Origin of the sequence: Thiocystis violacea, assembly GCF_016583565.1 — a bacterium.
In the GTDB taxonomy this organism is placed as follows: Bacteria; Pseudomonadota; Gammaproteobacteria; order Chromatiales; family Chromatiaceae; genus Thiorhodococcus; species Thiorhodococcus violaceus_A.
In genome coordinates this window covers 167,891-183,900 of record NZ_NRRF01000002.1, presented here as the reverse complement: position 1 = coordinate 183,900, position 16,010 = coordinate 167,891, and the positions used below count along the sequence as shown (strand labels likewise).

Sequence of the window (16,010 nt, the reverse complement as noted above, 5' to 3'; positions counted from 1 at the left end):
ACCGCTGGTGAGACTTGGCAGCGCCGTCTGGGATGTGGGCGTCTTCATCGTGGCCTCTTGAGTGGTTGTCATGATTCAAGCACATGACATTTTACCATTTTTGAGGACATTATTCCTTAATAAACAACCTATTGGATCCTTTTTAGGGCCGATTTTGAACTCCGAAACGTGAGCAGATAAGATACATCGCCTCACGGCGCAACATGACGACCCGCATCCTATGACTAGTCCCACAACAGCCCTGATTCTCATCGTCGAAGACGAAGAGCGCCTCGCCACCCTGGTTTCAGACTACCTTCGCGCCGCCGATTTCCGCGTCAAGCACCTCAGAGATGGGGCGACAGCCGTCCAGTGGGTGCGCGACGAGCAGCCCGACCTCATCCTTCTGGACCTCATGCTCCCCGGCAAGGACGGATTGACCATCTGCAAAGAAGTCCGCACCGAAAGCCAGGTGCCGATCATCATGACCACCGCGCGCATCGAGGAGATCGACCGGCTGCTTGGCCTCGAACTGGGAGCAGACGACTACGTCTGCAAACCCTATAGCCCGCGCGAGCTGGTCGCCCGCGTCAAAGCCGTCTTGCGGCGCACGCTGCGCGGACCGGAGGGCCAGGACCCTGGCCCCCTGACCCTTCTGGCGGACCGACTGCGCGTGCGCTCCGGCAGCCGGGAGATCGAACTCACCGCCGTCGAGTTCGCCCTCCTGGAAACCCTGCACGAATCCCCCGGACGTATCTTCTCCCGCGACCGCCTGATGGACCGTATCTACCGGGACCATCGTGTGGTCTCGGACCGCACCATCGACAGCCACGTCAAGAAGCTCCGGCGCAAGCTCTCGGAGCTTCTGCCAGACCAGGAGCTGATCCACTCGGTCTACGGGGTTGGTTATCGATACGACGCCAGCAGCAGCGAGGACGAAGCAGACTGAGCGCCGCGAGTCCTGCGCACGCAAGCCGCGCTTCACGAGCTAGCGTCCCAATCCCACCAAGCCACCAACGGGAATCCGCGTGGAATGCGGAGGGCAGCCCTGGCGCCCTGAGCTAACGAAGGGCTCTCGACACTCCCCCTCTCCCAAGGCTAGAGCACACAAATGTGACGCTCTTGAGACGTACTCATCGAGACTGTCGCACCGCCGTTGCATATTTCACCTCTCCGACGAACAGCCGCCGACTGCATGTACCCGCCATCATCAGGGAAATAGAGGGCGCAACCCATTCCGCTCGAAGTTCCAACATACGGCACATAAAGTGCTTAAACCAGGCTCAAAAACACCTTCCGCACGCTGCTCGCGATGCCGCCTTCGTCGTTAACAGGCGAAGCCCCGCCGTCGGTGGTGAACCATACCGATGCATCGATCCGTGCTCGACCTCAATGGCGCGGGCGCGAGTTCAGATGGATTCGCAACCGATCGATTCTTGTTTGCTCGATCCACGGCACACGCATGCCTTCACCATCTTTCGCTCATAAGGAGTTTTTAATCATGAAGAAGTTGCTCATCCCTGGTTTCTTGATGACGGCACTGTTGCTCGGAGCGGTTAGCACCGCGCAAGCTTGCGCGCTGGGTTGCGACACCTCCTATACCTGGTCCTATAACGACATGATCAGCGACGGCAAGTACAAGGAGATCGCCTGGGATTGGAAGCCAGCGGGCGACAAGAGCAAGATCACGGAAATCCTCCTGACGCTGAACTATTCAGGGGCTCCCACCAGCGCCTGGGACGTCTATTTCAAGAGCAAGGATGGCGGAAGCTGGGTCTCTGGCAACAGCGCGACCCTTGAGGCTGACGGCTCGACAACGATCGCCTGGCAGACAGGAGACACCTTTTTCGGTCAGCTATTGAACAATGAGAACTTGAAGTTTACGTTCGACAAAATCGGGAGCGATTCGAAATTCACGCTGAAATCGGCCATCTTGGAGGCCAAATGCGCGCCAGTCCCGCTCCCGGCGGCGGGTTGGCTGTTCGGCTCCGCCCTGGTTGGCATCGCGGGCGTCGCGCGCCGCAAGGGCAATGGCCGAGCGCAGCCAGTCTGAGCCAAGACCGTCGGCGTCGCATCGCGGATGGACGCGCCTTGGCGTACCGCGGCGCGACGACCGAGCCGGTTTGAGGAATCCTGATCCCTGGCCCGGCGCGGCGGCGCGCCGACACCAGGATCCGAGCGCCTTCGGGACAACCGAGGCGCTTTTTTCGTCCGCGGCGCCCCTGATGCGCGCTGATCAGAGAGAACCAGGCCCCGAAGCCAATCGCCCCGACCGCCGACCGAGAGACCTGCCAAGCATCGTCTCAGCACCTTGAGTCTCGGACCTGCCACGCAAGGCTGAGAGCCTCATCGCAGCGGACGCCTGCCTGCCCCTCCAACCTCACACACCCAGACCCGAATCGAGCTATCATTCCCGCGCCGCGGTCCGGGACCCTGCCTCGTCGTTCCCGATCGCCCGGCGACCGCGATCCGACGAGCCCACTTCAGGATACACAGTATTGCCTCCCCCGCTCGCCTCGGCGGCCACCGCTCGCCATCCCACCCCCCTGATGTCCAGGGGGCGGCTCATCGCGCTCCTGCTCGTCATTGCCGCAGTCGCAGCCTTGCGGCTCCTCGCGCTCGACCATCTCCTGGTCTGGCACGATGAAGTCTTCAGCCTGATTCGCGTCTTTGGTTACGACCAGGCGGACGTCCAGGCGCGCCTCTTCAGCGGACAGCTGCTCAACCCCGACGATCTCTTGCGCTTTCAGCACCCGGATCCGCGGCATGGATGGCGCGATACCCTCGCGGCACTCAGCGAGCACCCCGAGCACGCGCCCCTCTACTATCTGATCGCCCGCCTAGCGGTGGAGCTTCCGATCGCGCCGGTCGCGGCGCTACGCGGGGTCTCCGCCGTCTTCGGCCTGCTCCTGATACCGGCGGTCTACTGGCTGATGCGTGAACTCTTCGGCCGCAGCCTCGCGCCCTGGGTCGCGGCCGTCATGGTGGCCAGCTCGCCGCTCCAGTTCCTCTATGCGCAGGAAGCACGCCAATACGCCCTCTGGACGCTACTCGTCGTCGCCTCCAGCGCCGCCCTGTCGCGCGCCATGCGACGCAATTCCGCGGGCGGCTGGTGGACCTATGCCCTCCTCATGACCTTGGGGGTCTATAGCCATCTGCTCTTCCTGCTGATGCTCCCGGTCCACGCCGGCTATGGTCTCTACCGACTCCTGGCGCAGCCCGACGCGGCCATCAGCCCCGCCAGGACGGCGCGCCGCTGGGCCATGGCAACGGGCGGTGCCCTGCTGGCCTTCACCCCATGGCTGTGGGTCATGGCCAGGCGCCACGATCGCGTCGATCACTACACCGCCTGGATGCAACGCCCCGTCGGGCTCGAGGACATCCTCACCGCCTGGGGACACCACCTGACCGAACTCTTCGTCGACCTCGGCCCGAGCCCGGAACCAGGGTGGCTGCTCCTGCTGTTGCCCATCGCGTGGCTGACCCTGCGCGCCCTGAGACGCGCCCCAGGCGCGGGCGTCGCGATGATGCTCCTGATCCTGCTCGCCTACGTCGGCCTGGTCTTGGGACCCGATCTCCTCCTCGGCGGCAGCCGCTCGCTGCACGCGCGCTATGCGCTGCCGGCGCTGCTGGCCGTGCAGCTGATGGTTGCCTGGTCGATCGGAGACGCCATGCGCCTCGGACCGAGATCGCTTCAAGGCCGCCTTGCCCTGGCCTCCCTGGTGGTTCTCGTGGCGCTCGGGGTGCTCTCTCAGGCTGCTATCATCAGGGCCGACACCTGGTCGACCAAGAATTTCAGCGCGCATAACATCGAGATCGCCCGTCGCGCCAACGCCGGCCACGCGACGCTCATCCTTGCCAGCGAGAGCGGTGTCAGCACTGGCGAGCTGATGTCCCTCGCCTATCATCTGAGACCCGGTGTCCGGATCTGGGCCGAGCCCCCAGGTCAAGACGTCCGGCCGCCACTCGACGGCGACCTCATCATCGCCTTGACCCCCTCGGGGCGGCTGCGCAAGGCGCTGGAGAAGCGCGGCACGCTCACCGCGATCCCCGACACCTGGCAGTGGTTCGAGGCAAGCCAACCGAGGGCATCTACAACAACCGACAGCGCCGCGCCTGAGACCCTGAAGACGCCTCAGCCGCACACCTCTGCCACCTCCGCCACACCACTGCATGCAGCATCGACAGCGTTCGCAATAGAACCATGAACCGTTCCATCAACATCATCATCCCCATCCTCATCGCGCTCCTCACCGTGGCGGCCTGGTGGCTCCTGAACCAGCCCGACGACGAGCCGCCATGGCCGACCCGTATTCAGGGTTTTTCATTCTCGCCCATGCGCGCGGACGACGACCCGAGTCAGAAACGCTTTCCGTCCGTCGAGGACATCGACCGCGATCTCGCCCTGCTGCAAGGCAAGGTCCACGCGGTCCGAACCTACACCGTCGAGGACAGCCTGGCGGCCATTCCGCGCCTGGCGGCTGCCTATGATCTCAACGTGACACTGGGCGCCTGGATCGGCCCGAACGCCGAGGAGAACGACCGGGAGATCAAGCGGCTCAAGGAGGTGCTGGACGAGAGCAATCGCAACGTCGTGCGCGTCATGGTCGGCAACGAGGCCATCCTGCGCGACGACGTGGAAGTCCCGGAGCTCATCGCCGACCTGGACCGCGTGCGCAAGCTCACCTGGCTGCCGGTCAGCACTGCGGAGCCCTGGCACGTCTGGCTCAAGTATCCCAAGCTGGCGGAGCATGTGGATTTCATCACCATCCACCTGCTGCCCTACTGGGAAGGCGTTCCGCTGGACCAGGCCGTCGACTACTCGATCAACCGCTACAACCAAGTGAAGGAGGCCTATCCGAACAAGCCGATCATCATCGGCGAGGTCGGCTGGCCGAGTAACGGACGTCGCAATCGGGGTGCCGAGGCGTCACCCGCCAACCAAACGCGCTTCCTGCGCCGCTTCTTGGCCAAGGCGGAGGCCGAGCACTACGTCTACTACGTCATGGAGGCCTTCGACCAGCTGTGGAAGCTCAAGGTGGAAGGCGCGACCGGAACCTATTGGGGCGTCTACAACTCCGACCGCAAGCCCAAGTTCAACTTCACCGAGCCGGTGGTCCGCATCCCGCATTGGCGCGAACTCGCGGGCATTTCCGTGGTCATGGGCGTCTTGCTACTCGCCTTCCTCTACCGCGACAGCGCCACGCTCTCCAAACGGGGCAAGAGCTTCCTGGCGCTGATCACCTATGCGATCTCGACCGCGGCGGTCTGGATCGTCTACGACTACACACGCCAATACATGACGCCGGCGACCGCCATCGTCGGGCTCCTGCTGCTCGTCGGCGGCCTGGGCGTCATCGTGCTGCTCATGGCGGAGGCCCACGAGTGGGCGGAATCCCTCTGGCTGCGCAAATGGCGTCGCCCCTTTCCACTGCGCTCGGTACCGGACGCAGAGCTGCCCTTCGTCTCGGTGCATGTGCCGGCCTACAACGAGCCACCCGAGCTGCTGATCGAGACCCTGGATGGGCTCGCGGCACTGGACTATCCCCACTTCGAGGTCCTGGTGATCGACAACAACACCAAGGATCCCGCGGTCTGGCAGCCCGTCGAGGCCTACTGCGCCAAGCTCGGCCCGCGCTTCCGCTTCTTCCACGTCGATCCGCTCGCCGGATACAAGGCCGGCGCACTCAACTTCGCCCTGCGCCAGACGGATCCAGCCGCCGAGGTCGTCGCGGTCATCGACGCCGACTACATCGTCAAGCCCCTGTGGCTACGTCATCTGGTCCCCGCCTTCGCGGACCCCGAGGTGGCCATCGCCCAGGCACCGCAGGACTATCGCGACGCCCATCAGAACGCCTTCAAGGCGATGTGCATGGCCGAGTATCGCGGCTTCTTCCACCTCGGCATGGTCACCCGCAACGAGCGCAATGCCATCATCCAGCACGGCACCATGACAATGATCCGCCGGCGCATCCTCGACGAGGTCGGCGGCTGGGCCGAGTGGTGCATCACCGAGGATGCCGAGCTTGGCCTGCGCCTCTTCGAGGCCGGTCACAAGGCGCTCTACATCCCCTGCACCTATGGTCGCGGTCTCATGCCGGACACCTTCGCGGACTTCCGCAAGCAGCGCTACCGCTGGGCCTATGGCGCCGTGCGCATCCTGCTCCGTCACTGGCGCGAGCTGCTGGGTATCCGCAAGACGGCGCTGTCCGCCGGCCAGCGCTACCACTTCGTGGCGGGTTGGCTGCCCTGGTTCGCGGACGGCTTCAACCTCTTGTTCAATTTCGCGGCGCTCGCCTGGTCCGTGGCCATGGTCATGTTCCCCCTACAGATCACGCCGCCCTACATGACCATCGCGCTGGTTCCGCTGGTCCTGTTCGTGTTCAAGATGTCGAAGAGCTTCCTGCTCTACCGGCGCCGCGTCACGGCCACGCTGCGCCAGAGCTTCGCCGCCGGCCTGGCCGGGCTGGCGCTCTCGCACACCATCGCGCGCGCCATGTTCGGTGGGCTGGTGACCGGCAAGCTCGGATTCTTCCGCACACCCAAGATGGCAGAGGCGCCCGCCGTCATCCGCGCCATGGCGGATGCGCGCGAGGAGGCGCTGTTCGCCTTCGCCTTCCTGCTCGCGGCCGCGCTCGTCATGCTGCGTGACGACGCCTTCATGCTCGACGTGCGGATCTGGTGTGCCGTCCTGGTCGTGCAGGCCATCCCCTACCTGGCATCCGTGCTCGTCTCGCTCACCAGCGCCTGGCAGCACCTCTCGGCCGAACTGGTCGGCCCCATGTCAGACATGCCCTGTCAAGACGTGAACGGCATGGACAAACCGGCCAGCCGGGAGGTTTGATTGGAGCGCGCCTCGCCCCCTCGGCCGGACGGCGGCGAGGCGCAAACACCGGCTTCCAGCACGACTCGGCGGCATCGCAGCGGCCGAGAAAACACCTTATCGTGTTCACCCTCTCCCCGCGCAAGATCGCGTTTTTAAGGATTCACAACTTCAGCGCATGATCTTTCGCACACGATTGTGAGCAAGATCACAGATTGAGGGTTTACCCCACATAGGGTTTTCCCTAGACTGCGGCCTCATGATTCACCGACAGGGCTCCCGTACTCATTTCGACGGGGATGCGCCTTAAAGAATGAGGTTGGCTCCATGAGAAAGACGCTTATTGCGACCACGCTGCTGGCATCGCTCCTACCCTTCGCCAGCAACGTGGTGGCCGGAAGCGCCGCAGGTCACGTCCAAAAAGGCATGGCTTCCTACTATCACGACAGTCTGCACGGGCGGAAAACCGCAAGCGGGAAGCGATATAACAGAAACGGCCTCACCGCGGCCCACAAGACCCTGCCGCTGGGCAGCAAGGTCAAGGTCACCGACACCAAGACTGGCCGCAGCATCGTCGTCAAGGTCAATGATCGCGGCCCCTTCGTCAAAGGCCGCATCATCGATCTCTCACGTCAGGCCGCACGTGAGCTGGGAATCGTCAAGCGGGGCGTTGCCAAGGTGGAAGTCAAGGTGCTCAGCAGACCCGGGCGCGAAGGCTGATTGGCCGAGCCTCGACCTGATCGAGCACGCAAAGCGCCCTGCCTTGGCCGAGCCTCGACCTGATCGAGCACGCAAAGCGCCCTGCCTTGGCCGGGCGCTTTGCGTTGCGCTCAGCCTGACGCCAGCACCAACCGGAGACGCAGCGGTTCAGACGCCGCCGCGCGCGCCTACTCCCAGCGGAACATCCAGGTTGCGACACTGAGGAAGAGCACGCCCAAGGCCAGCAGCAGCCCGACCTGAGGCAAGATCTCCAACACCCCCGCCCCATCGATCATCACCTTGCGCGCCGCTTCGACCAGGTGGGTCAGCGGGAGTAGCCGCGAGAAGGTCTGCGCCAAGGCGTTGGTGCCTTCCATCGAAAACCAGACCCCTGACAACAGCAGCATCGGCCAGGACATGAGGTTGAGCAGACCATCGGCCACCTCCTCCGTGCGCAGCCGCGCCGCGATGATCAGCCCGAGGCTGATGAGGCAGAGCGCCCCGGCGACATAGACGAGCCCCAGCGCCAGGTAGGAGCCCCGCATCGGAAAGTCCAGCAGCAGCTCGGCGCCGAGATAGACGATGAGGCTCGCGCCCAGGACCACGATCAGGCGCGACACCACTTGCGCGGTGAGAAACTCCCAAGGTCGCAGCGGCGTCGCCTTCAGCCGCCTCAGCACCCCGTTCTTGCGGTAGCGCACGATCACCCAGCCCACACCCCAGAGGCTCGAGAACATGATGTTCATCGCCAGCACGCCTGGAAGCACCCAGTCGACGTAGCGCAGCGCCTCCCCCGTGACCGTCTTGCGCTCCGGCGCGCCTTGAGCCGGCGCCGCATAGGCGCCCAGCAGCAGGCGCTCGGCCAGATAGCCGTTGGCGGAGTTGACGTTGACCCAGTAGGCGGGTGCCGCACGCAGGTCGAGCAGCAGGTCCAGCTGGTGGCGCTCGACCTTCCTGATCGCCTCGTCCGGTCCGCTGAAGGGCACGAAGGTCAGATGCTGTACCTCCAGCAAGGGCGACGTGACCGTCGACAGATCGCCTTGCTGGGCAACCACGCCCACCTTGAGCAGATCCTTCTGATCGCCCTGGAAGATGAAGGCGAAGGCCAGCACCATCATCATGGGCATGAGGATGTTCCAGCCCAGTCCCGCGCGGTCGCGGTAGAACTCGCGGTTGCGTGCGATCAGGATGGCGATGACGCGTTTGAACATGAATCAGGTCCGGAGTGCGTGGCCGGTGAGTTTCAAGAAGAGATCCTCCAAATTGGGCGTGGCGATGCGCAGCGCGGTCAGGTCTGCTCCGATGCGCTCCAGCTCGGCCAGCATCTCAGGCACATCCTCCGCGTAGAGCTCGATCTCGCCATTGCCCTTCAAGGCGCCATCCGGCAACGGGGTGCCCTCGGGCCAACCCGAATCGGCAAGCCGGATCACGCGGGCCGGGAAATGCGCCCTGACGAGTTCCGCCGGACTGCCCTCGGCGATCATGCGGCCATGATCCACGATGGCGATGCGGTCACAGAGACGCTCGGCCTCTTCCATATAGTGGGTGGTGAGGAGCACGGTCGTTCCACGCCGGCGCACCATCTCGATCAGCCCCCAGAAATTCCGCCGCGCCTGCGGATCCAGGCCCGTGGTGGGCTCGTCGAGAAAGACCAGCTCGGGATCATTGACCAGGGCGACGGCAAGCAAGAGGCGCTGGCGCTGACCACCCGAGAGCTTGCGGGTATCCCGATCCAGAATGTCGCCGAGGTTGCACAGCCGGATCAGCTCATCGCGATCCGCCATGTGTCGATAGAAACTGGCGAACATGCCGAGCGACTCGCCGACGGTCTGAAACTCCTGCAGGGCGGTCGCCTGGAACTGGATGCCGATCGCCTCGGCGTAGGTCCGATCCAGGGGCCGGCCCTTGAAGCGCACGGCCCCCGAGGTCGGCGTCTGAATCCCCTCGAGCAGTTCGAGCGTCGTCGTCTTTCCGGCCCCATTGGGTCCGAGCAACCCATAGCACTGGCCCATCTCGACGCCGAAGCTGATGCCGTCGACCGCGCGCACGCCCGGGTAGAGCCGTACCAGGTCCTGTGCCTCGATGAGGTAAGCCATTGCGATCCCTCAGCCTGTGTTGCGCATCCCGGCCGCGATCGCATTGATGGATCTCAGCAGCGGATCCAGCCAACCCTCGCGCTTCTCGTCGTCCGCTTCGCCACGATAGCGTTCGAGTACCGCCACCTGGATATGGTTCAAGGGGTCCAGATAGAGATTGCGGCGAGCGAGCGAGCGTTGCAGATCCGGTGTTTCCTGCATGAGCACCCGCAGCCCAGCCACGTTGAGCACCTGGGTGAGGGTGCGGCGATACTCCTCTTCGATGATCCCGAAGATGGTAGCGGCCTGCGCTTGATCCTCCGCCAGGCGCACGTACTCGCGCGCAATGCGCATCTCCGCCTTGAAGAGAGACATCTGGGTATTGGAGAGCAATGCCCGGAAGTAGGGCCATTCCTGATACATCTTCTGGAGCTTGGCGAGGCGCTCGAGGTCGTTGCCGCGATAGCGCTCGATGGCATGGCCGATACTGAACCAGGCCGGCAGGGTGTGGCGCGACTGGCCCCAGCCGAACACCCAGGGAATCGCCCGAATCGATCCCATGGAGCGATCGGCCTTCTTGCGGTGCGAAGGCCGCGAGCCGATGTTCAACAGGGCGATACCGTCCAAGGGCGTGCATTCGTAGAGGTAGTCCAGAAAGCCCTCGGTCTCGCGCACCAGCTTGCGATAGGCCTCCTCGCCATGGCGCGCCAGCTCGTCCATGATGCCGAGATAGTCGTTGCGCTCCTCCTCCGGGGACTCGATCAGGCAGCGGCTCGCCTTGATCAGGCCGCTGATGCCCATGGTCAGCTCGTAGCGGGCCGTCTCCGGATTGGCGTAGCGGTAGGACAGCACCTCGCCCTGCTCGGTGAACTTGATCTGGCCGTGAACGGTATCCACGGGCTGCGCCAGGATGGCCTCATGCGTCGGACCGCCGCCCCGCCCAACCGTGCCGCCGCGACCGTGGAAGAGCCGGCAGGCCACGCCACGGTCGTCAGCGAGTGCGATCACCTTCTTCTGCGCCTCGAAGAGACTCCAGCTCGAGGACAGAATGCCGCCGTCCTTGCAGGAGTCGGAATAGCCGAGCATGACCTCCTGCTGATTGCCGGAGGCCTTCAAGAGGGCCTGATAGGTCGGATTGTCGAACAGGGTCGCCATCACCTGCTCGATGCGGCCGAGGTCGTCGATCGTCTCGAACAGGGGCGACACCTGGAGGCTGCAAAACCAGCCTTGGGTGTCCTTACCAACCAGACCCGCCAGGCGGGCGAGCAGCATCACCTCCATCACGTGGCTGGCAACGTGTGTCATGGAGATGACGTACTGGCCAAAGACCTTGTCGCCGATCTCCGCGCGCATGCGCGCAATCACCTCGAAGACCTCGAGCGTCTCGCGGGTCTCGGGCGTGAGGGTCGCCTTGTCGATGACGAAGGGATGCGGATGGGCGATGGCCTCGGCCAGCGCCATCAGCCGCTGCTCCTCGGTGAAGGCCTGATAGTAGGGCGCGCCGGCCTGGCGGGCGAAGAGTTCGGTGACCGCCTGGGTATGGCGCGTGGACTCCTGGCGGATGTCCAGATACACGAGGTGGAAGCCAAAGGTCTCGGCGAGCCGGATCAGGTCCTGCAGCGGACCGGCCGCCGCGCTGGCATCCCCATGGTGCATCAGCGAATCGCGGATCAGATAGAGGTCACTGAGGAAATCGCGCGCATCCGCATAGCCCTCGGGCATCCCATCGTAATCACGACCCTCGATGCGCGTGCGCACGCGCTCGAGGTTCGCTTGCAGCCGATGCCCCATCACGGCGAGCTTGCGTCGGTAGGGCTCGTAGAGGAAGCGACGCTGGCGCTGGCCCATGGTGCCGACCCAGTACACCTCGTCCGTATCCAGGCTGTCGAGCAGCTCAGGCGACGGCTGACAGAGGGCGCTCGAATGGCTGAGCATCCGCCTCAGGCCTTCGATGCGCTCGACATAGAGTTCCAAGACCAGCTCGGCATGCATCCGCACCGCCATCTCCGTGGTCTCGGGCTTGACGAAGGGATTGCCATCGCGGTCGCCCCCGACCCAGGAGCCGAAGCGGATGAAGCTGGGCACCCGAATGCCGCTGGCGGCCCCATAGTTGCGCCGCACCGCCTTTTCGAGGAAGCGGTAGACCAGAGGGACGGCCTCGAAGAGCGACTCGCGGAAGAAGTAGAGTCCGCGGCGCACCTCGTCGGTCACCTGAGGTTTGTGCACACGCACCTCGTCCGTCTTCCAGAGGATCTGGATGTGAGTCAGGATCTCCTGCAGCTTCTCCTCCAGCTCCTCCTCGTTGAGCTTGCGTCGGTGCAGATCCTGGCCGACGAGAAAGATGCGGCGGAAGGTCTCCGAGATCGTGCGGCGCCTGGCCTCGGTGGGATGGGCCGTGAACACCGGCAGGTACAGCAGGTGCTCCAGCAGGCTCTGAAAGTTCTCGGGGGCCACGCCGTCCTCGGCGAAACCGCGCACCGTGTCGTCGAAGGAACCGAGCCAGAGGCGCTCGCCGGCCGAGATGAGGTCCATGCGCGCGAGGTGCGCATTGAGCTCCTCGGCCACGTTGACCAAGCCGAAATAGATGGTGAAGGCGCGAATGACCTCCGAAAGGGTCTGAGGGTCCAGGGTCTCGATGCGCTTCATCAGCTTGTCGCGCAGCTCCGCGTCTTCCTCCTGGCGCAGCTGCATGAAGCCGTCGCGCAGACGCTCCACGACCACCAGCACGCGCTTGCGGCTGTGCTCGCGCAGGACCTCGCCGAGGAGCGCGGTGAAGAGCTGGACGTCGCGCTCCAGCGTCTGATCTTGAGACAAATCGTTCATGGGGACAGTACTCGATACCAAAGGCCCGCGGGACTGGGGCGAAGATGGCCCGGATACTACCCTGCGCGGACGCCGCGAACAAAAATCATCGCGTCCGCAGCTCAATCGCGTCCGCACCTGAAGGGAATGATCAGGGAGACCAGGAGTGGACTGGGCGCGGGCAGCGCGCTGCCCCCCAAGCCCAAGTCCCAGCGACGGTCCGGGGCGAGGTCAGGCGTTCACCCGCAGACAGTGCACGCTGAAGAGTTCTCCGGGGTCGGTCCAGACCTGCTCTGAGGTGTAACCCGCGTCCCGCGCCAGCCCCTGGAAGTCCGCAATCGCGTATTTGTAGGAACTCTCGGTGTGGATGGTCTCGCCGCGTCCAAACCGAATGGTCTGCCCGGCGACCCGCACGACCTGATCCGCCAGGCTGACGAGGTGCATCTCGATCCGGCCCTTGCGATCGTCGAAGAAGGCCTTGTGCGCATAGGCGTCCAGGTCGAAATCCGCGCCGAGCTCGCGATTGATGCGGGTCAGGAGGTTCAGATTGAAGTCCGCGGTCACCCCCTGGGCATCGTTGTAGGCCGCGTTCAGGATCTGCGTATCCTTGCGCAAGTCCACACCGATGAGGAGCTTGCCGCCCGGCCCGAGCACAGCGGCCACGCGCTCCAGCAGCCTTCTGGCATCGGGCGGATCGAAGTTGCCGATGCTCGACCCCGGGAAGAAGGCCGCCAGACGGCTCCAGCCCGGCTCCAGCGGCAGCCTGAACGGCCCGGAGTAATCCGCGCAGGCCGCGCGGATCGAGAGCTTGGGAAAGCGGGCGGCCAGCGCATGGGCGGACTCCAGAAGGTGCTCCTTGGAGATATCCACGGGGACATAGACCGCCGGCTCGAGCACGGCGAGCAAGGTCTGGATCTTGAGGCTGCTCCCGCTACCCAGCTCGATGAGCACGTTCTCGCGCCCGAGACGGTCGGCCATCTCCGGCCCATGCTCACGCAGGATCGCGATCTCGGTGCGCGTGGGGTAGTACTCCGGCAGCTCGGTGATGGCGTCGAACAGCCGAGAGCCGTGCTGGTCGTAGAAGAGCTTGGGCGGAAGCCGCTTGGGACACTGCTCGAGCCCTTGCAGAACCTCCTCGCGGACGTCGGCCTGAGTCGGGTGATAGTCGAAGAAGCGGACGCGGCGCGCGGCATCGTCCTCGAGCGCCACTGGTGGCTCCTGAAACGCGGAGCGACGTGCGACCGAAGACTGGCTCATGACAGCGTCTCCGCCAGCCGGAAGCCCTTGACCTGCCAGCGCTCCAGCGGATAGAAGAAGTTGCGGTAGGTCGCGCGGACGTGGTCCCGAGAGGTCGCGCAAGACCCGCCACGCAGCACCATCTGGTTGCACATGAACTTCCCGTTGTATTCGCCCAGCGCCCCGGCGGGTGCGCGATAGCCCGGATAGGGTAGATAGGCCGAGCCGGTCCACTCCCAGACATCCCCGAACAGCTGCTTGAGACCGGGTTCGTCGCCAGCCGGACGCGGATGCAGCCAGCCGTCATCGACGAAATTGCCGGCGACCGTCACCTCGGCCGCCGCATGCTCCCATTCCGCCTCCGTCGGCAGTCGCTTGCCGGCCCAGGTCGCGAAGGCCTCGGCCTCGTAGTAGCTGACATGGCACACGGGCTCGGCCGGATTCAGGGGCCGCATCCCGGCCAGGGTCATGAGCTGCCATGCGTCGTCCACCTGCTCCCAGTAGAGCGGGCAGCGCCAGCCGCGCTGCCGCACCTCCGCCCAGCCATCGGAGAGCCAGAGGGCCGTGTTCTCATAGCCGCCATCCTGGATGAAGGCGAGGAATTCCCCATTGGTGACGGGACGATCGGCGAGCGCGAAGGGCTCAAGGAAGACGCGATGACGCGGACGCTCGTTGTCGTAGCCAAAGCCAGCCGCGACACCCGCGTCCAGACCGAGCGGGCTTACGCCACCCTCGAACGTCTGCCAGGCCAAGGGCCGTGGCTCGGCGAGGCGCGCTTGCGGCAGATCCGCGCGATAGACCGGCCGCAGGGGGTTGTGCGCGAAGTGTCGCTTGATGTCCGTGATCAGCAACTCCTGATGCTGCTGCTCGTGGTTGAGCCCGATCTGCAGCCGCAGCTCCACCTGTGGCCAGTCGTCCGCTGCGCAGCCATCGATCAGCCTGAGCATGGCGGCGTCCACGTGATGACGGTAGTCGTAGATCTCGGCCACCGTCGGGCGCGACAGCAGGCCACGTTCGGGGCGCGGCCAGAAACCGCTCCCGGTCTGCTCGTAGTAGCTGTTGAAGAGGTACTCGAAGCGCGGATGGAAGACCTGATACCCGGCCAGGAAAGGTCTGAGCAGGAAGGTCTCATAGAACCATGAGACGTGCGCCAAGTGCCATTTCGGCGGGCTCGCCTCGACCACGGTCTGCAAGCCGTAGTCTTCGATCGCGAGCGGCTCGCAGAGCTGCTCGGAGAAGTGCCGGATACGGCTGAAGTGCTCGGACAGGGCGGAGCGCGGCGCGTCCGTTCGGTCCCTTACGGAATGTAGTTCCTGCATGACGTCCCCTCGGTCATCTATGACGCTGCGCGCCCGATCAAGGCTGTTGCGGGTCGACCGCTCGACGAGGCCCGGCCGACTCGCGTGAAAGATAGCGATCGCGTATTGCGAATTCATGGCTTCATACGCGAATCGGATCGACAGGGACACTATAGGGCGTCCCACGATCCCGACCGCGCTCGGTTGGTGACTGTGCGGCCAGGTTCGGCGATTTCCAGCCACGCCCGAAGGCTGTCACAGGTATGTGAGCGGTCGGCGCAAAGCCGTCATCGAAAATCACGCACCACCGGGAGAGCGGACTGTAGAACGGCGATTCCTACCCCATCTAAGGCTGGGATCGGCGCCAAGCTCGAGTCAGCGCACCTCGGCGAAGCCGGATCGCCTCATTGGAGCCCCTGGAGCACATGATGACCCGCAATCCCTTCTTTCCCAAGTTTTCCGATCTTCCACGCGAGATCCCGATCTTTCCACTCGCCGGAGCCGTCGTCATGCCTGGCGTACAGCTGCCGCTCAACATCTTCGAGCCGCGCTATATCAACATGGTCTTCGATGCCTGCGCGTCGACTCACCTGCTCGGGATGATCCAACCGACCAGCGAGACCATGACGCAGGATCGCCCGGAGATCCATCGCGTTGGCTGCGCGGGACGCATCACGTCCTATAGCGAGACGAACGACGGACGCATCATCCTGGTTCTGACCGGGGTCTGCCGATTCCAGGTGTCGCGCGAGCTGGAGGAACGCAAGGGCTACCGTTGCGCCAGTATCGACTGGGAGCGGTTCGCGGCGGATTACCACATGGAAGGCGAAGGGATGGCCGACCGAGAGGGCTTTCTCGGCTCGCTCAAGACCTACTGCAACCTGCGCGGCGTCGAGATTCCCTGGGATGACATCGAGAAGATGGGCGACAACGAGCTGACCAACCTGCTCTGCGCCCACTTGCCGCTCAGCCCAGAGGACAAGCAGGCGCTGATCGAGACACTCCAGACCGTCGAGCGGGCCGCACTCATGCGTGGTCTATTGGACATGGCATCCGCCTCCAGCATGCGTGTCGCCGAGCATCGGCACTAGCCGACCA

11 protein-coding genes are annotated in these 16,010 nt (G+C 64.4%); 6 read left to right on the top strand and 5 right to left on the bottom strand.

From position 1 onward, the window contains the following. The first annotated feature begins 220 nt into the window (after nt 1–220). The 5 genes from CKO23_RS01635 (at nt 221) to CKO23_RS01615 (ending at nt 7,522) form a co-directional block, all read left to right on the top strand. On the top strand, nt 221–928 hold the full coding sequence (locus tag CKO23_RS01635) for a response regulator (RefSeq protein WP_200327994.1): 708 nt from the start codon (nt 221–223) through the stop codon (nt 926–928). 363 nt (nt 929–1,291) lie between these two features. Next, nucleotides 1,292–2,032 (top strand): VPLPA-CTERM sorting domain-containing protein, encoded by a 741-nt coding sequence (locus CKO23_RS01630; protein WP_207168383.1) that lies wholly within the window; start codon nt 1,292–1,294, stop codon nt 2,030–2,032. A gap of 445 nt (nt 2,033–2,477) precedes the next feature. Next, nucleotides 2,478–4,187: a glycosyltransferase family 39 protein gene (locus tag CKO23_RS01625; RefSeq protein WP_242482145.1), complete on the top strand. Its 1,710-nt coding sequence runs from the start codon at nt 2,478–2,480 to the stop codon at nt 4,185–4,187. Then, nucleotides 4,184–6,823, top strand: a complete 2,640-nt coding sequence (locus tag CKO23_RS01620) for a glycosyltransferase (protein WP_200327992.1) — start codon at nt 4,184–4,186, stop codon at nt 6,821–6,823. The genes CKO23_RS01625 and CKO23_RS01620 overlap by 4 nt, the downstream gene beginning before the upstream one ends. 306 nt (nt 6,824–7,129) lie before the next feature. Continuing rightward, on the top strand, nt 7,130–7,522 hold the full coding sequence (locus tag CKO23_RS01615; RefSeq protein ID WP_200327991.1) for a septal ring lytic transglycosylase RlpA family protein: 393 nt from the start codon (nt 7,130–7,132) through the stop codon (nt 7,520–7,522). Between the two features lie 167 nt (nt 7,523–7,689). Here the strand turns inward: CKO23_RS01615 and CKO23_RS01610 are convergent, their stop codons facing one another. From CKO23_RS01610 to egtB, 5 genes are all read right to left on the bottom strand, one after another. Next, nucleotides 7,690–8,712 (bottom strand): ABC transporter permease, encoded by a 1,023-nt coding sequence (locus tag CKO23_RS01610; protein WP_200327990.1) that lies wholly within the window; start codon nt 8,710–8,712, stop codon nt 7,690–7,692. A gap of 3 nt (nt 8,713–8,715) precedes the next feature. Continuing rightward, complete coding sequence (locus tag CKO23_RS01605; protein WP_200327989.1) at nt 8,716–9,597, bottom strand: ABC transporter ATP-binding protein; 882 nt, start codon at nt 9,595–9,597, stop codon at nt 8,716–8,718. Between the two features lie 9 nt (nt 9,598–9,606). Continuing rightward, nucleotides 9,607–12,399, bottom strand: a complete 2,793-nt coding sequence (ppc, locus tag CKO23_RS01600; RefSeq protein ID WP_200327988.1) for a phosphoenolpyruvate carboxylase — start codon at nt 12,397–12,399, stop codon at nt 9,607–9,609. 210 nt (nt 12,400–12,609) lie between these two features. Further along, nucleotides 12,610–13,635: an L-histidine N(alpha)-methyltransferase gene (gene egtD / locus CKO23_RS01595; protein ID WP_200327987.1), complete on the bottom strand. Its 1,026-nt coding sequence runs from the start codon at nt 13,633–13,635 to the stop codon at nt 12,610–12,612. Further along, nucleotides 13,632–14,933, bottom strand: coding sequence for an ergothioneine biosynthesis protein EgtB (gene egtB, locus CKO23_RS01590; RefSeq protein ID WP_200327986.1), 1,302 nt, complete (start codon nt 14,931–14,933; stop codon nt 13,632–13,634). The genes egtD and egtB overlap by 4 nt, the downstream gene beginning before the upstream one ends. A 407-nt stretch (nt 14,934–15,340) precedes the next feature. On the opposite strand from egtB, the gene CKO23_RS01585 reads away from it, so the two are divergent. Continuing rightward, the gene (locus tag CKO23_RS01585; RefSeq protein ID WP_200328006.1) at nt 15,341–16,003 is read left to right on the top strand and encodes an LON peptidase substrate-binding domain-containing protein; all 663 of its coding nucleotides are present in this window, start codon (nt 15,341–15,343) and stop codon (nt 16,001–16,003) included. The last annotated feature ends 7 nt before the right edge of the window (nt 16,004–16,010 follow it).